This is a genomic window from Bacteroides gallinarum DSM 18171 = JCM 13658 (assembly GCF_000374365.1).
Taxonomy (GTDB): domain Bacteria; phylum Bacteroidota; class Bacteroidia; order Bacteroidales; family Bacteroidaceae; genus Bacteroides; species Bacteroides gallinarum.
In genome coordinates this window covers 358949-375657 of record NZ_KB894115.1, presented here as the reverse complement: position 1 = coordinate 375657, position 16709 = coordinate 358949, and the positions used below count along the sequence as shown (strand labels likewise).

Sequence of the window (16709 nt, the reverse complement as noted above, 5' to 3'; positions counted from 1 at the left end):
AAAAACAGTACTTTTGTCCAAACATTCCGCAAAAAATGAGAGTACTATTAATCAATACATCCGAACGCATTGGCGGAGCGGCCATAGCTGCCAGCCGGCTAATGGAGTCGCTCAAAAACAACGGCATCAAGGCCAAGCTCCTGGTGCGCGACAAGCAGACCGGCCAGATTACCGTAGTTTCATTGAGTCATAACTGGCGCATGGTATGGAAATTCGTATGGGAGCGCATCGTCATATGGAAGGCGAACCATTTTAAGAGAGAGAATATTTTTGCCGTCGATATTGCCAACACCGGTACGGACATCACCTCGCTGCCGGAATTCCAGCAGGCGGATGTAATTCATCTTCACTGGATTAACCAGGGGATGTTATCTTTAAAGAATATCGAGCGTATCCTGGCATCGGGCAAGCCGGTCGTATGGACTATGCATGACATGTGGCCTTGTACCGGCATTTGCCACCATGCCCGCGAGTGTACCCATTACCAGCAGGAGTGCCACAACTGTCCTTTCATCGACGGCAACGGCGGCAGGAAAGACCTCTCTTACCGTACTTTCCGCAAAAAGCAGGATTTGTACAAAGGACGGCATATCTACTTCGTAACATGCAGCCGCTGGCTGGAAGGGCTGGCTAAGAAAAGCGCCCTGCTCGCCGGGCATACGGTGATGTGTATCCCCAATCCTATCAACACCAACCTGTTCAGGCCGCACAACAGGCAGGAGGCGCGCCGCAAGTGCATGCTGCCGCAGGATGCCAGGCTCATACTGTTCGGCTCCGTCAAGATAACGGACAAGCGGAAGGGCATCGACTACCTGATAGAATCGTGCAAGCTGCTGGCGGAAAAGCATCCCGAACTGAAGGAGCGGCTCGGCGTGGTGGTTTTCGGCAAGGAGTCGCAGCAGTTGGAGAACTTGTTGCCTTTCAAGGTATATCCGCTGGATTTCGTCAGCAACGAGCACCAGTTGGTGGATATTTATAATGCGGTAGACCTTTTCGTTACTCCTTCGCTGGAAGAGAACTTGCCTAATACGATAATGGAAGCTATGGCGTGCGGCATTCCCTGCGTGGGTTTCAATGTAGGCGGCATCCCCGAGATGATAGACCACCTGCACAACGGATATGTGGCGCAATATAAATCGTCCGAGGATTTTGCCAACGGCATCTACTGGACTCTGACCGACCCGGGTTATCCCAGTTTGTCCGAACAGGCTTGCCGAAAGGCGGTAGCCCACTATTCGGAAAGTACCGTAGCCAAGAAGTATATCGACTTGTACAATAAAGCCACCGGAAGAAATGCATAATCATCTTACTCCGAAATTCAGCGTCATTACCGTAACCTACAATGCCAGAGCGGTATTGGAGGATACTATTCAGAGTGTTATCTCGCAGACTTACCGCCACGTGGAGTATATCATCGTGGACGGGGCGTCCAAAGACGGGACGCTTGCTGTCATAGAGCGTTACAAAGAACGCATCGCGCGGGTGGTGAGCGAACCGGACAAAGGCTTGTACGATGCCATGAACAAGGGTATGCGGCTGGCCACGGGCGACTATCTCTGCTTCCTCAATGCTGGCGACAGTTTCCACGAGGACGACATCCTGCAACAAATGGTGCATACGCTGACGGGGCACTCGCTGCCCGATGTGTTGTATGGTGAAACGGCTCTGGTAGATAAAGAGGGGCACTTTGTGCGTATGCGCCGGCTTTCCGCTCCGGAAGTGCTGACGTGGAAAAGTTTCAAGCAGGGGATGCTTGTCTGCCACCAGGCGTTTTTCGCCAAACGTTCTTTAGCTGAGCCGTACAACCTGCAATACCGTTTCTCCTCCGATTTCGACTGGTGCATCCGTATCATGAAGAAAGCGCGGACACTGCACAATACCCGCCTCACGATAATAGATTATCTGGACGAGGGTATGACTACCCGCAACCGGAAGGCGTCGCTGCGGGAACGCTTCCGTATCATGGTGCGGCACTATGGCTGGCTGAGCACCGTAGCTTATCATAGCTGGTTTTTACTAAGGGCTGTACTGAAGAAGTAAACGAAAAAAGGTGGGTACGAGGTTTGCCCGCTAAAGGTATTAAGCAAGCCGGGAGCTTTTTCAAAGCAAACCTGCAATCATCTTAAGAATTGTTTCCGCAATTCTTCCACCCCTTCCGATGCACCTTTTTGAATTACGTGTATCTGCCGCATGGAATGGGTGTCTACCGGTTTAGGGTCAATCAGATAGACTTCGGCATTACGCGGCACGTAGTTCAGCAGTCCTGCCGCCGGATAGACGTTCATCGAAGTGCCGATAATGACAAAGATATCCGCTTTCTCTACGTAGCGGATAGCTGTTTCAATCTGGGGCACGGACTCGCCGAACCAAACGATGAAGGGGCGGAGCTGACTGCCGTCGCCTGCCTTGTCGCCCAACTTCACTTCATATTCATCCGGTTTCAGTTCTTTTATATAATGGGGGTTATAGGGGTCGCGGCTGGAACAGACTTTCGTCAGCTCACCATGCAGATGAATGACGTGCTTGCTCCCGGCGCGCTCGTGCAGGTTGTCCACGTTCTGCGTAACGACTGTTACATTGAAGTCTTTTTCCAACTCTGCAAGTCCGATGTGTCCGGCATTCGGCTTTACATCCAGCAATTGTTTGCGGCGCTCGTTATAAAAGCCGATAACCAGCTCCGGATTACGGGCGTATCCTTCAGGCGTCGCAACCTGTTCCACCGGATACTTATCCCATAGTCCGCCTGCATCGCGAAAAGTACTGATGCCGCTCTCGGCACTCATTCCCGCACCGGACAAAACAACCAAATTCTTCATCTTCATATCTCCTTAAGATTCGTATAACCACGCAAATGTATGAATAATGCACGAAAAAGAAAGAAGTTATTTTCACTTACTAAGATTTTTTAATCTCAAAAAAACAAAATCATTCAAATAAAAGACGTACTTTTGCCATTCGTTAATTTGCAATAGGCTGGAAAAGAAATCGTTTCGGCCGCCAACAAAATCTTTTATGGATAAATTCAGTTATGCTATCGGCCTCGGTATAGGTCAGAATCTTTTAAGTATGGGTGCTAAGGGCATTGCAGTAAATGACTTCGCACAAGCAATCACGGATGTATTGGAAGGCAACCAAACGGTTATCAGCCACACGGAAGCCCGCGAAATAGTAAACAAATATTTCGAAGAACTGGAACAGAAAATGAATGCTGCCAACATCGAGCAGGGCAGGAAGTTCCTCGAGGAGAATAAAAAACGCCCGGGAGTGGTAACTCTGCCCAGCGGACTCCAATACGAGGTTATCAGCGAAGGTAATGTAGGCACATATGCCAAGGCTACCGACCAAGTGCAATGCCACTACGAAGGTACGCTGATTGACGGGACGTTGTTCGACAGCTCTATCAAACGCGGACAGCCCGCTATCTTCGGCGTAAACCAGGTTATTCCGGGCTGGGTGGAAGCCCTGCAACTGATGCCCGAGGGCGCCAAATGGAAGTTGTACATCCCCAGCGAGCTGGCTTATGGCGCACAAGGGGCAGGTGAAATGATTCCTCCACACAGCACGCTTATTTTTGAAGTGGAACTACTTAAAGTATTAAATAAATAATCTTAAAAGCAAAATGAAAAAAGTAACATTTATCTTGGCTCTTGCAGCAGCAGCCGGCTTGGCTTCTTGTACTGCACAAAGTCCGAAAGCCGACTTGAAAACGGACATCGACTCATTATCTTACGCTATCGGTATGGCACGTACCGAAGGTCTGGAACAGTATCTTGCACAGCAAGGTATCGATTCTACCCAGATGACGGAATTCATCAAGGGTTTCAACGAAGGTGCAACGAAAATCGATAAGAAAGATGTAGCTTACATGGCCGGCCTGCAAATCGGGCAAATGGTGAGCAAGCAATGGGTAGAGGGTTTCAACCAGCAGATTTTCAGCGGGGACTCCACACAGACTATCAGCCGTGAGAACCTGTTGGCAGGTTTCGTTGCCGGAGTCGTGGGTAAAGGTATCATGACCAAAGAAGAGGCGCAGAGTTTCATGCAGACTCAAATGGATGTCGTAAAGACGAAGGCGCTGGAAAAGAAATATGCCGACAACAAAGCGGCAGGCGAGAAATTCCTTGCGGAAAATAAGGGCAAAGAGGGTGTGGTAACTACTCCGAGCGGCCTGCAATATAAGATTATCACTAAGGGAACCGGCGCAATCCCTGCCGATACCAGCAAAGTGAAAGTAAATTACAAAGGTACTCTGATTGACGGAACTGAGTTCGACAGCTCTTACAAACGTAAAGAACCCGCTACATTCCGTGCCAACCAGGTTATCAAAGGTTGGACTGAGGCTCTCACCATGATGCCCGTAGGTTCCAAGTGGGAGCTTTACATCCCGCAGGAGCTAGCTTACGGTGCAAGAGAAACCGGTAGCAAAATCAAACCGTTCTCTACTCTGATTTTCGAAGTGGAACTGGTAGGTATCGAGAAATAAAACGATAATACGATAAAGTGACAGGACGGTAAGGTAGCGTACTTTACCGTCCTGTTGTTTTATTATCCTATCGCCCCCGCCGCTTTGTCACTTTATCACCTTATTGTCCTATCACTTTATCTCCTTATCACTTTTATGCTTTTTTTCTTTCCATTTTATAGATAAATTAAAATAAAGCCCTATATTTGCTTACTATTTGATAACAACAAGAACTTTACTTATTTACTATTATGGAAAAAATAGACAATCTCGACCGGCAGATATTGGAAATCATTTCCCAAAATGCCCGTATTCCTTTTAAGGATGTAGCTGCCGAATGCGGTGTATCGCGTGCTGCCATTCACCAACGTGTACAGCGCCTGATTGATTTGGGGGTCATTGTCGGCTCCGGTTATCATGTAAACCCCAAATCCCTGGGGTACAGAACTTGTACTTATGTAGGAATCAAATTGGAAAAAGGCTCTATGTACAAGGCGGTCGTTGCCGAGATGCAAAAAATTCCCGAAATAGTGGAATGTCATTTTACCACCGGCCCGTACACCATGCTGACTAAAGTATATGCCCGCGACAACGAACACTTAATGGATTTACTGAACAACAAGATGCAGGAAATTCCCGGTGTTACTGCCACGGAAACTTTAATCTCGCTAGAACAGAGCATTAAGAAGGAAATCCCTATTTGTCCGGAAAAGTAAGATAGGTAAAACGGTAGAGTGATAAGGTGGTAGGGCGGCGACACAGCGTAACGTGCACTACCATTTTATCACTTTTCATATCTTGGGTACACCGTATCATATGTTTCTCTATCGTACCATGTACCTGCCCTTTTATTTATACCGGCAATTCAATCCCTTTATCATCCCGTAACTTCACCATTCTATATATACACATGGATTTCTTAAACGAATATCATCTCTCAGGACTTGTCATCGGCATCTGTACCTTCCTCATCATCGGTTTTTTCCACCCCGTCGTAGTAAAAGCGGAATATTACTGGGGAACCAAATGTTGGTGGTTCTTCCTATTATTGGGAATCGGCGGCGCCATTGCCTCAATCTGTACCGAAAACATTCTGATAGCCTCGCTTCTCGGCGTATTTGCCTTCTCGTCATTCTGGACTATCAAAGAAATCTTCGAACAGGAAGAACGGGTAAAAAAAGGCTGGTTTCCCAAAAATCCTAAGCGGACTTATAAATTCTAAACCGGGAGAAGTCGTATTTTTGCCCGAAATGCTTGCATATTCCAAGAGAAAATACTACTTTTGTCCCCGATATCCGACATAAGGATACACCGGACTTGTAGCTCAGTTGGTTAGAGCAACAGACTCATAATCTGGAGGTCCCAGGTTCAAGCCCTGGCTGGTCCACGAAATATAAAACAAAGAAAATCAAGCCGTTACAAATAGTTTTGTAACGGCTTTTTTCTTGCATACGGGAACTTCTTGCACACAATTTGCACACAGCCTCTGGAAATAGATGACAATCAATGACAAACATGACACACCGGTAAATCAGACTGGTTTTCATCCTGTTTCTTTCTCTGACAGTCATTGCCTCACAGGTTAAGGCTTTCATTGCAATGCAAGTACGAAGAAAAGGGATAACCTACACACCAGTAGTTATCCCTTTTCTTCGCGATAAAATCAGAGTGAAAGGTGTGTTCTTCATAATTTCCCCCTCGTTAGACTCAATACACCACATCTGAGTAATATCCATCATCATATTTACAGCATTCCATATTCTTTGCACCAATAATAGAATGTTCCAATGCTATAATTGTATTTATGACAATTCTTTAAGCATGAATCGTACAACTCGTCTGTTTCTTCTTTCGTGTAATAATAACCATCATTCTTGTAGAAGCGACTGACGGCATGAAAAATATCCCTTCCTTCTTCTCCATATTCATTGGCTAAAGCGCAACCAATGCCAAACCAGCGGTGCCGGTTTCCCGTTATGTCTATCTGATTTACCTCTATCATCTGTAATATAGGTGCCATAATCAATGGTATACTCTGAACTCCTTTTGTTACAAGTCCTTTCAGAGCATTTTCAGATGGAATATGCTTCTTGATTTTTTTGACCGCCTGCTCAATCTTTCCGGCAAAAGTTACTGCATCCGGATTCAAAAACGGATTGGCATCATAAGAAGCGCCTCTAAGCCTTGACACGTTTTTGCAGGAAGAGTCAATGACAATGCCTTTCTCTCGAAAGTATTCTTCCAAAGCGTAGAAATGCTCTTTGTGAAATTGCGGAGATTCTATCGGAATCAGACAGAACACACCGTTCCCGCTGATTGACAGGCCACAATATGCGACATATTCAATGCCGCTTATTACCTCCGACTTCAATCTCTCAAAATCCGTAATGTCCGGGTTGTCTTTGCCGCCGTCAATGTCAATGCAGATAAAGCCACTATGACAATCCAGATTTTTATCAGAACAATAGGAGAATATCCCACTTGGAGTAATGCAAGGCAATTGAGCCTTTAACTCCCGCTGTTCGTTTTTATTGAAGATAGACCGGATGTGTTCTGCCGCTCCTTTGTAAAGGTCGGAGCAGACCCAATCCAATAACCTTACTTGCCTGACAGGAAGTTTTTCCCTGTAATTTTGAAACAAGCTTACTTTAGGATTTTTCATTTTTCTTTTTTTGAAGATTATTTATTATACTTTTTACTGGGTCGCTTTCATCTTCCAAGTTTTCCAATTCCGGATAATTATATTTTTCCTGTTTCTTCTCACAGAACACCCACGTTGCATTGTTAGTACACTTGGATTGAACATAGAACATCTTCTTGATACGCTCATTAAATGTCCGGTTATTGGCACTGTGCATATGCTGCTTCTCGCAATATTCAGTATATTTTTCATACAAAAAACTGAGTTCAATATGTTGAATATTTGCATTTTTGCGTTCCGTGTTCGATGGAGGCACAGTTGCAATCCATCCTTCATCCTGAATAAATTGCAGAACGGTATTTGAGCGAACTTTATATTCCTCAAGCATACGGCTTGCCAATTCGGATTCTGTGAAATCCTCATTTTCAAGTAGCCGCTGAATACCTGCTATAACCCGGTTGAATATACCCGGCAATTCTTTTTTTAACTTGTCCGGCAGTCTCTTGTCACGTTTTTCTTTGGGGATAGTCACGTCAAAAGGAAGGATTATCCACCTCCTGAAAAATGCGACGTTAGCCTCCGTCTCCTTTGGCAAAGAGTTTGTGTTGAATATGAATTTGCAGGTATAGTCCCGCAAAATCCACACATCTTTATATAATGTTTTTACTTCAACATCTTCACCGCTTATGAGCTTCTTTATCATATCTGGGTTACACTTTCCACCCAATTCTGAGGAATAGTTCAGGAGTTTCCCGCTAAGCTGGGCTCGTGTATTGGCATCAAAAGACAATGCTGCCATAGAAAACCCCGTAACATGCTCCTTTCCGAGAATCTCCTTTACCAATTCGTAGATTACTCCTTTGCCATTTGCCCCTTCGCCATATAACATCATGCTTCTCTCTAATTTCAAGTAGCTTGTCGGGATAAAACAATAGCCAATCATTTCCATAAGTACGTCTTGTGCGGCCTTTTCCGGTAAAACCTCGTCAAGGAATTTATCAAACTTCTCACATGTGGCATCTGGGTCATATTTAAATGGAAGTTGGTATCTGATTAGGTCACCTTTTTGAAAATCCCTCAGTTTGAATTCTCCATTTTCATATTCAAGAGTTCCGTTTTTCATGTTTACGAGAATCTTCGGTTTATTCGTATCAACATTGCCTTTCTGGGGAGGACAATTATAATCGGAGACCAATTGGACGAGCAACTTTTTCTTATTCACTTCGCTTTCTGCTTCTATAGGTAGGAATCCTGCCTTTATTGCTACTAATGCAAGTAAATCGGAAGCGAGAGATTCCTCTATCTTTTCCCAATATGCTCCATTATAATAATGCAGAAAACCATCCAATACCAATAAGCCTGAACCTGTCTTGTCTGCAATACTTCTCAATATCTTGGAAATATATACAAATTTTTCTTTCAGAAGAACATTTACATGTGGATTCCCTGAATCATCATGTCGAATCAAGTCTTCTCTATTGTACATATAACATTCTTCCAATTTAATTTCTTCAAAAGGGATTTTAGGCATACTTTTTATAATTTGTCCAAGCATTTCTTTACCCCTTATGAACTTTTGCATGGGCGTTTCTTTAGCGCATATATTTATCAAATCATTTAGTTCCATATATTTTGGTATTTAATGTATATAATGTTTCTTTGTTATGAAGTTTGTTTATCTGCGATGATACCCAATTTTCCAATTCTTGCGGTTGGAAATATACCCGACTGTTTGACTTACTATGTGGAATATGGCAACCGGAAGTCAGTTTGTATAGTTTTGACTTGCTGATAGGGAATCCCAAATTTCTCATATAAGCCAATGCCTGGTCGATGTCCAAATACTTCGGTATGTTCTCCGGTTTGTCCATTTTACTCGAAAGCATACTCTTGATTTCTTCAATTTCCTGAATCAGATAGTCTATCTGTTCCGGCAGAGTATTGTAATCGGTCTTTTCTCTTGTCATGAGCTTTTCTTTTTTTTGTTTGATGCAAAGGTATGGAGTCTGAAACAGAGCATAAAAAGGCACGTTTGGGCACATTTAGGCACGATTCATATATCGTTAATAACCAATGTTTTGTATCTTTGCAAAAACATGATGATATGCCAAAGAAAAGAATACCGATAGACAAGGAACGCTTTGAAACTCTGAAAAATGAACTAATCAAAGTTTCAGGAATAGATTTAAGTTCGGACAATGCCTATTCCGATTTGTCCGAGTATATAAGGAAACAGAGCGAGAAGAATTTTCCGTCCCGAAAGTTTGAGGACGGGAAAGCAATCCAGCAATCGGAGACAATCAGCGTCGATACACTGCGAAGATATTGGGGTGATAAAGATTCGGAAAAGCGAATGACTCCGGACATTGGGAAACTGTCTTTTATGGCCCGTGCATTGGGATATAAGGACTGGGAAACCTTCTGTCATGGGTACAAGCAGACCAATACGGATTTCGATGTGGAGAAGGGATTTAGCGGAATGGACTATTTCAAGTTTTCTTCATTGTACAAAGGTGAAATAGTCTGTATAGGTTGGTATCCCCGGAAATATTGCCGGTTGAAGTTCTTGGGAGAATATTCTTTTGAGGTCATTGAATCTTGCGGGATGAGAAGTGAGGTCGGCCGCCGAATCGAAACTTCCGGTTTTTCTCTTGCCCCTGCATCAGACGAAACTTTTCCGGAAGTCATAATAGAGCCCTTGTATGAATATCAGGAAGAACTATGGGATGCCATAGAAAACTTCAATAAAGAAACCTGTCCTCACGAACTCTTTTTATAGGATAAAGCAAAAAGTGAACTAAGTGAATGAAGTGAAGCATATTTCTATATAATCTATTATAGACAAAATAATCAATATTGATTTCTCTATTTATACATTTATAAAAAAATACTTCACTTCATTCACTTAGTTCACTATGTAAAGATTTTCTATCCTACAGTTTATTCTTCCATATTCGAGTTTTTTCTGCTCCCTTATATTGGGTATAGGTGGAGGGTAGAAAACTCGGTGACGGAGACGAAAACGGCCTTATTTCAGGTATAACGGGATAAGACTTTACCCTGCCTTTTATGGGTGATTCTATTTGCAAAAAATCGTTGATAAATAATGATTTATGGTAGAATGCAACTTAAATATCGCGTTGTCTCTTGTATTCAAAGAACGGTTGTTTGAATGTTTTCTGTGAGAGTTCAATAAAGAAATTGTCATAAGGAGTTGCCTGTGGTAGCCGACCTATTATTTTAGAGACGAAATCATTTTCTTTTTTGTCGTAAGGTTGTCTTGATTCGCACTCATCCAATACCTCGTTAAAGGCGTTCAGTGCAAGTCCTGCTTCTCTCCAGACTTTTTCGGACTCATAATAAAAACCGCCATGATAACACGGAAAACTGTCCGGCGGCTTGATTCCAAGCGGGCAAGACGGATTCCATGCTACTTCCCGATATGCCCTAAGCCAGTTTCCTTTTTTGCCGAGCGTATCATCGAAGCCGAATTGTGTCGCCACATAAAAATCTCCGATTACCCGTTCCCCGTTTTCTTCCCTGAATCTTTTTAGACTCAGTTCCTCACAAGTTTCCATTATTGAGTCCATGCCCCAAGGATTCATTGCTCTCATTGGCGTACAGATTACTCCGTCATTCCAGCACCATTCCTCTGCATATTGCTTGGGAAAATACTGTTTCCCGATTTGTACGGGAGTTATCAGTTCGTAACAGTCTATTCTTATTGCCATTTGCTTATAACTTTAAGTGTAAAAAGACTCCCTTGCTTTTGAAAGCAAGGGAGGACGATTATTTTAAAGGTTTAACTTCCGCTGCCAGATTACGGCCTGATTGGGGGTCCGCTCCCGGATAATTTGCGCGAACCCAATCTTCCAGCGCTTCACGTCTTCTGCTTCCGGTGAACATCTGTGCCTGAAGCCTGTCTCCGATAAACGTTTTGCTTATGGGTTTTGGGCCGTTACATTGGATTGTGCCTTTTATTCGTATCTCATACAGTTGTTCTTTGTTTTCGTTTTCGTATTTGTGGGTGCTATCATTGCTGTGACGCCTATGGGTCTGATTTGTCTTGGAGTGTTTGCATCCAAATAGATTTTCTATAAATTCACGAATGGAATCGTAAATGGATTTTATTAATTTGTAAATTAAATACAACCCGTAAAGTGCTATTCCGGGAACCGCTATCCATTTTGCAATAAAATCTACGATAGGGTCGATAATAGAAACATCTTCTGTCATAATAAGCTTTATTTTAAACGTGAATAAACCTTGAAATCGTTGCGGTAAACCGTCTGTAATACGCTGTCAATTTTTCTTTGGGTAAGATAATGACGGCGGATGAAACTCCCAATACGATTATTCCAATTACATATATCATGATTGAGACGATGAAATCGAGCAGCGCGCCAAACATGATTATCCCTAATGCGGTCAGGATAATTATAAATATGATTTTAGGGTACAGCATAAAGATTTAATTGTTGATGTATTTTTTGATAATCAAAAATTCCGAGATGCCTGTCAATATTCCTATGCCTCCTAAATAGGTATGAAAGCCATTATCGCTTCTATATGAATCCCAAGACCAATTGATTAACGAATTCCAACTGCTTTGAAATATATTCTTGTCTTCAATGGTCAATATCATCATCGCAAGAATCAATGATATGATAGGCAATAGCAGTATCCATTTGCTGTAATTCTTGATTTCTCCCCAAAGTCTGAACATTTGGAAAAGGATAAATACCGGTAAGCATATTTTAAATATGGATAAAACTAATTGAACGGTTCCATAGATGTTTCCACCTCCAAAAATGAAGAATGCTAAAACATATCCCATTATTAACCATACTCCTTTCGTAGAGCGCATGAATGGGGGAATCAAACCGAAGAAAAGCAATGCGCTCCAAATTGTGTTTTGTTTCCAGTTCGCACTTTCTAAAAGAGCCGGGTCAATAATATTAATCCCGATTAATGAGATAAAACCTATTGTGACAAGGTAACAAGGCCAAAATAATGGGATAAGTTTTTCATTGTCTTTGGCCATTAGATTGATAATCCTTATAGAAGAGGAGCCTTGAATTTTTTGAATCATCGCAGTTTCTTTTTCTTGCGATGCTTCATCTGTTTGGGGGCATTGTTCTGTGGCAGAAATAACTTTATTTGTTTCCATTGTGTATTTTTTTATGTCGTTCGCATAGTAAGAGTGACGTTGCTTTAAACTATAAGGAAAGATACTTTTCTATTTCAAAGGTTTAACTTCCGCTGCCAGATTACGGCCTGATTGGGGTTCCGCTCCCGGATAATTTGCGCGAACCCAATCTTCCAGCGCTTCACGTCTTCTGCTTCCGGTGAACATCTGTGCCTGAAGTCTGTCTCCGATAAACGTTTTGTTTATGGGCTTGGGGCCGTTACATTGGATTGTGCCTTTTATTCGTATCTCATACAGTTGTTCTTTAGCATTACTACTGTGAGTCTGAGATGCAAATACTGCCTTCCTTTTTTTACCGTTTTCATAATGGCTTAATGCGAAGTCCGATTCTTGCTTTTCTTTAGATAATACTTTCTTGACTGCCAATCCTCCTACGATGGCCAGGGCTGCTAATTTCCAATTCATACAATAATCATTTTTTTATGTAACAAGATTCTATGATAGTTTCAACTTCTTCTTTATCAATGGCTACCTCTTTTGCTATTTCCATCAGGTATAATCTTTCAGAGGGATGTATCTTTCCGTCCGCATTCATTACAGAGGCTAAACCGGCAATGGTATTTATGGCGTACATCTTTTCCTCCTTAAATATGGAAAGGTCTGTTTTTAGAAGTGTCGATTTGCATATAAGCATTGACAATTCCGTTTTCTTTTCTATTGAAAGGTCTGATTCGTCGATAACCTGCTGAATCAAAGTTCTCTCTTCTTCGGCCAGTTCATCGTCAATATGAGCCATGTTTATCAATAATCTGACACGTTGTTCCTGTATTTCGCAGAAAAATTCTTGCTTGATTATATCTCCTAAGAATAAGTTTTGTGCGGCTTTTACGATGCTATAAGTAATCAAGGCATCTAAAGAAGAACCGATGACACCGCTGACGACCGGAATGCACTTTAGAAGTCCGCTTGTGCCCAGCATTTTTGGAGCAAGTTTTTCCGCTATTTTAGGAAGAAGCGACTTTAGTCCGCCTTCGAGCATTTTCTTTTTTGCGACACTCGAAGCTTGTGCGCCTAACAAAGAGATGAAAGCGAGTTGTTTTACTTCCTCATCTTCGGGGTCTCGACCGGCAAGGCAGGCTATGGCATTTACCAGACGCAATTGGAGAAAAAATACGGAGGCAACATTGGCCGGTAAGGACCAAAAGCCGCCTAAAGAGGTTAAAAGTCCGATTCCTGAAATCTTTGGCAATTCGTATTTTATCAGGTTATTGCTTGCTTCGGTGATGGATTTTGATGTCAAACGATATTCTTCGGAAAGTTGTATGGCGTTTGCAAGTCCCAATGGCATATCATTGCTCAAAGTCTGGTCGTACGCCCAGTTGAGTGAGGTTTCCAACGCTGCGCAGGTATTGATGCCCTTTCCTTGTTTGAGATTGGCAATAACAGGATTGTTCATTAATGTTTTCAATGATTCACTATAGTTCATATTGATTCTTTTCTGGGGTGAAGGAAATTTATTTGGTTTTCTTTAATCAGCTTACGGGCTTTTGAGATATATTCCTTTTCAGGCATATCCTCATATTGTATCACCGATTGATTCCAGTCCATGATGCGATTGGGATTGTATAATTCAAGGCTGATGGCTTTAAGTAGGTTCTTTGTCTGTTTCACTATTGTATTCGACTCCTCTTTTTTATCCGTAATGAAAGCACAATGAGCCGGGATTAAACAATAATTCCATAACAGGCCAAAGTATAAAGGATTGTCTGTTTTATCCCAAATATGCGCTATTATGTAGTTGATGATATTACTTTGTGCCCCACAGCTGACTTTATACTTTGTACTGTTGAAAATCATTTGTTTGGGATAATAATTTCCGTCCCGGTCGAAACAAATCCTTATTTTTGTTTCCTTGTGGAATAAAGCGTTTTCCGGATTGTCGGTAAAACGGACTGCTTCACTTCTTCCTTTGAAATTAGGGGTCGTGGTTTTTACTTTATGCTGAAGGAAGAATGCCGTGTTTGAAGTGTATCGTACCGGAACAGCTTGTCCCATACGGATATTAGTCCTGAGGTTTATAGCCTGTTTCCTGACAGCTTCTTTCTCAAAAAACAGAGTGTGCTTAAGAATATGTTTTATTAATTCATCTTCAGAGGGAAAAAGCCCTTTGAATGCTTCAAGCCCGTCTATAATGTCCATATCGGCAAGATTCATTCTTCCCAACCCCCGAAAGAAGAATTAATAAAATGCGAAAGCGTGAGGGCTGTAACTTATTTTAAGAGATGGGCGTCTGGAAATGCCTTGAACTAAAACAAGCAACAGTCCCCCACGCCATATACGGATATGACGCGAGAGATGCTAACTTATTCCCGTTCAATAGTAGTTTTCCAGACTTTATCTCTGAGAATCAGTTAAACACTTTCGTGTACCTTAAATTCTAAATATGTCCGTCATGCTTCCACGACATGGCAAAGTTAGATAAAATAGAGTACATCGCAAAGCTTTTCATCTCCGAAAGAGACTGTTGCGGTTACAAAATTAACTAATCTTCTTCATTCAGGAGCTTTTCAATCAGGGCTTCGCTTTCCTTTTTTTCCTGTTCCCAATCTTCAAGCTCTTTTTCAATCTTCCGGAAATAGTCTTCCCCGAGTCCTTTTTCTTCAAGTGTCCTGTCATATTGGGCAAGTATTTTATCCGCCCATGAATCGTCGGTTTCCGGTTCGTCGTTTTCGTCGTCGATGATTGCTTCCAGCAATTCTTCAACCGTACAACTTTCTTGTTCCCGGTTGGATTCTTCAGGAGATGCAGATTCTTCCACCGGAAGATTCTGTTCGGGTTCCGGTTGTGGGATTTCCACAGTTTCCGCCTTTGCTTTTGACTTTGCCCTTTTGGCTTTGGCCGGTCTGGATTCCGTTTTCACGGCTTTTTCAGTCCGGGTTTTCTTTCTTTGTGTCATAATGTATCATTTAATGTTTTGTTTAGATGCCGAATCATTCGGTTAATACATATATCCCCGTTCCTGTCAGAATATAAGGGAACAGGCTTTTTTAACAGCCGCTTTTCGGGTTTCAAACTCTCGCACCGGGTATTTAGCAACGAGAAAAGCCCGAATTCCCCAAACAAGGGAATCGGGCTGAATGGCGAAGTATTGACAATATAAGGCATATATGTTTATAAGAATGAGGTTAATAAGTTAGTATTCTTAGCTCGTTCTTCTTTCTCGAAACTCGCCAGATACGCTTCCGTAGTCCTTAGGTCTGTATGCCCCAAAGATTCGCTGATATAGGAAATGTTCGCTCCGCTACGTTTCAATACGGTGGCGTATGAATGACGTGCCGTGTACGTGGTGATATTTCCTATGCCCAATTCTTTTCCTATCAGTTTCATGCGTTTGTTGATTCGTTTGACCACATCACGGGTTACAGCTTTCTTTTCAATGGCAGTTTCTCCTCCTTTCAAATAAGGGAATATGTAATTTCCTGGTAAAGGTTTGTTGCCCCATTTATCGATTATGGCTTGCAGTTGGGAAGAAACGGTTGCACGGATTTCTTTCCGGTTTTTTGTTGTGCGTTCAGTTTTCTGTCTTACGAAACATATTTCACCGTCTACAATATCCGAAAACTTTAACTTCAGCATATCTGTCGGGTTTATTCCGTTGCATAAGTAGATGAACAGCCAAAGGTCTTTATATCTGTTCGTGGTTTCATTTTCACTTTTATAATTGAATATTGCTTTTAACTGTTCCTTTGTCAGTCCCTTCTTTCTTCCGATACCCGTTTTTATTTCAAACAGTCCTTTTCCAAAAGGATATTGTGATTCTTTGATGATACCGGCCCTTTTTGCTTCGTTCATTAAAGTCCGAATATTTCTCATGTGCATCCCAATAGTTGAAATACTTCTTGTTTTCAGCCAGGCTCTTTCGCATTTTTGCAGCCATTCGACGGTAACGGCATTGAACGGGATTTCTTTGCCGCCCACTTCTTCGACCATGACAAGGGTACATTTGAAGAATTGCATTGTACCGATTCTTTCTTCGTTTTTCAGTTCCTCTATTTTGGCACGTATGGCATTGTTTAAAGTGTCACCGGTAGCTTTCCCCAAACGCAGGTTAAGCGTATTGAAAGAAAATGTTCCTTTTTCCGCCAATGTTTCGACATTCATACGGACTAAAGAAAAACTGCTTTCAATGGCTTGTTTGATTTTCCGGCTTTCGGAAGATTTACTTTCCGGCAGTTTGTGCCATTCTTCACGTGTCATGCAAATACCAATGGAATAATACTTTGGTTTCTTTTGATAATACACCTTGACTTTGACAGGAAATTTGCCCTCTTTATTGGGGGTACGGGCATCAAGTACCGTAGATACTACGATACCATCTTTCAAATATGTGAACATAATTTTTTAGGAATTACCCGCAAGCGGAATTGCTTACGATAGTCTATATATCCCCGATTTCC

General features: G+C 42.3%; 19 protein-coding genes and 1 tRNA gene. 8 read left to right on the top strand and 12 right to left on the bottom strand.

Going from position 1 to position 16709, the window contains the following annotated elements; genetic code table 11:
* Window positions 1-35 precede the first annotated feature (35 nt).
* Window positions 36-1301: a glycosyltransferase family 4 protein gene (locus tag C233_RS0101880; RefSeq protein ID WP_018665783.1), complete on the top strand. Its 1266-nt coding sequence runs from the start codon at window positions 36-38 to the stop codon at window positions 1299-1301.
* The gene (locus C233_RS0101875) at window positions 1294-2040 is read left to right on the top strand and encodes a glycosyltransferase family 2 protein (protein WP_018665782.1); all 747 of its coding nucleotides are present in this window, start codon (window positions 1294-1296) and stop codon (window positions 2038-2040) included. Before C233_RS0101880 ends, C233_RS0101875 begins: the two co-directional genes overlap by 8 nt.
* Before the next feature lie 77 nt (window positions 2041-2117).
* On the opposite strand, the gene C233_RS0101870 is transcribed toward C233_RS0101875, so the two are convergent.
* On the bottom strand, window positions 2118-2816 hold the full coding sequence (locus C233_RS0101870) for an SIR2 family NAD-dependent protein deacylase (protein WP_025068550.1): 699 nt from the start codon (window positions 2814-2816) through the stop codon (window positions 2118-2120).
* 196 nt (window positions 2817-3012) lie between these two features.
* Here C233_RS0101870 and bamJ (C233_RS0101865) point away from each other — a divergent pair, with 196 nt between their 5' ends.
* The 5 genes from bamJ (C233_RS0101865) to C233_RS0101845 all read left to right on the top strand — a co-directional run bounded on the left by bamJ (C233_RS0101865) (window position 3013) and on the right by C233_RS0101845 (window position 5849).
* Window positions 3013-3606: a BamJ family beta-barrel-assembly machinery protein gene (gene bamJ, locus C233_RS0101865; RefSeq protein ID WP_018665780.1), complete on the top strand. Its 594-nt coding sequence runs from the start codon at window positions 3013-3015 to the stop codon at window positions 3604-3606.
* Between the two features lie 13 nt (window positions 3607-3619).
* On the top strand, window positions 3620-4483 hold the full coding sequence (gene bamJ, locus C233_RS0101860; RefSeq protein ID WP_018665779.1) for a BamJ family beta-barrel-assembly machinery protein: 864 nt from the start codon (window positions 3620-3622) through the stop codon (window positions 4481-4483).
* Window positions 4484-4713: 230 nt separating this feature from the next.
* Entirely contained in the window at window positions 4714-5178 is a 465-nt protein-coding gene (locus C233_RS0101855) for an Lrp/AsnC family transcriptional regulator (protein ID WP_004291634.1), read from the top strand.
* A gap of 194 nt (window positions 5179-5372) precedes the next feature.
* Entirely contained in the window at window positions 5373-5684 is a 312-nt protein-coding gene (locus C233_RS0101850) for a DUF4491 family protein (protein ID WP_018665778.1), read from the top strand.
* 91 nt (window positions 5685-5775) lie between these two features.
* Window positions 5776-5849: transfer RNA gene (locus C233_RS0101845), tRNA-Ile, on the top strand.
* A 357-nt stretch (window positions 5850-6206) separates the two neighbouring features.
* Here the strand turns inward: C233_RS0101845 and C233_RS0101840 are convergent.
* Genes C233_RS0101840 through C233_RS22120 form a run of 3 tightly spaced genes read right to left on the bottom strand, consistent with a single transcriptional unit; the run spans window position 6207 to window position 9070 of the window.
* Complete coding sequence (locus C233_RS0101840) at window positions 6207-7124, bottom strand: BT4734/BF3469 family protein (protein ID WP_018665777.1); 918 nt, start codon at window positions 7122-7124, stop codon at window positions 6207-6209.
* Window positions 7111-8730, bottom strand: a complete 1620-nt coding sequence (locus tag C233_RS23180) for a DNA primase family protein (protein ID WP_018665776.1) — start codon at window positions 8728-8730, stop codon at window positions 7111-7113. Before C233_RS23180 ends, C233_RS0101840 begins: the two co-directional genes overlap by 14 nt.
* Window positions 8717-9070, bottom strand: a complete 354-nt coding sequence (locus tag C233_RS22120; protein WP_025068549.1) for a helix-turn-helix domain-containing protein — start codon at window positions 9068-9070, stop codon at window positions 8717-8719. The genes C233_RS23180 and C233_RS22120 overlap by 14 nt, the downstream gene beginning before the upstream one ends.
* A 137-nt stretch (window positions 9071-9207) precedes the next feature.
* Here C233_RS22120 and C233_RS0101825 point away from each other — a divergent pair, with 137 nt between their 5' ends.
* The gene (locus C233_RS0101825) at window positions 9208-9882 is read left to right on the top strand and encodes a hypothetical protein (RefSeq protein ID WP_018665774.1); all 675 of its coding nucleotides are present in this window, start codon (window positions 9208-9210) and stop codon (window positions 9880-9882) included.
* Between the two features lie 349 nt (window positions 9883-10231).
* Here the strand turns inward: C233_RS0101825 and C233_RS0101820 are convergent, their stop codons facing one another.
* From C233_RS0101820 to C233_RS0101775, 8 genes are all read right to left on the bottom strand, one after another.
* Complete coding sequence (locus C233_RS0101820) at window positions 10232-10834, bottom strand: hypothetical protein (protein ID WP_018665773.1); 603 nt, start codon at window positions 10832-10834, stop codon at window positions 10232-10234.
* A gap of 58 nt (window positions 10835-10892) precedes the next feature.
* The gene (locus C233_RS0101815) at window positions 10893-11339 is read right to left on the bottom strand and encodes a hypothetical protein (protein WP_018665772.1); all 447 of its coding nucleotides are present in this window, start codon (window positions 11337-11339) and stop codon (window positions 10893-10895) included.
* Window positions 11340-11574: 235 nt separating this feature from the next.
* A complete protein-coding gene (locus C233_RS0101805; RefSeq protein WP_018665770.1) occupies window positions 11575-12273 on the bottom strand; it encodes a hypothetical protein in 699 nt (232 codons plus the stop codon).
* Window positions 12274-12342: 69 nt separating this feature from the next.
* Window positions 12343-12717 carry a hypothetical protein gene (locus C233_RS0101800; protein ID WP_018665769.1) on the bottom strand — a complete coding sequence of 125 codons (375 nt, stop codon included), beginning with the start codon at window positions 12715-12717 and terminating at the stop codon, window positions 12343-12345.
* A 7-nt stretch (window positions 12718-12724) separates the two neighbouring features.
* The gene (locus C233_RS0101795) at window positions 12725-13738 is read right to left on the bottom strand and encodes a tellurite resistance TerB family protein (RefSeq protein WP_018665768.1); all 1014 of its coding nucleotides are present in this window, start codon (window positions 13736-13738) and stop codon (window positions 12725-12727) included.
* The gene (locus tag C233_RS0101790; protein ID WP_018665767.1) at window positions 13735-14451 is read right to left on the bottom strand and encodes a hypothetical protein; all 717 of its coding nucleotides are present in this window, start codon (window positions 14449-14451) and stop codon (window positions 13735-13737) included. Before C233_RS0101790 ends, C233_RS0101795 begins: the two co-directional genes overlap by 4 nt.
* Window positions 14452-14794: 343 nt before the next feature.
* Window positions 14795-15208 (bottom strand): hypothetical protein, encoded by a 414-nt coding sequence (locus C233_RS0101780; RefSeq protein WP_018665766.1) that lies wholly within the window; start codon window positions 15206-15208, stop codon window positions 14795-14797.
* A 215-nt stretch (window positions 15209-15423) separates the two neighbouring features.
* Window positions 15424-16647 (bottom strand): tyrosine-type recombinase/integrase, encoded by a 1224-nt coding sequence (locus C233_RS0101775; RefSeq protein WP_018665765.1) that lies wholly within the window; start codon window positions 16645-16647, stop codon window positions 15424-15426.
* Window positions 16648-16709 lie beyond the last annotated feature (62 nt).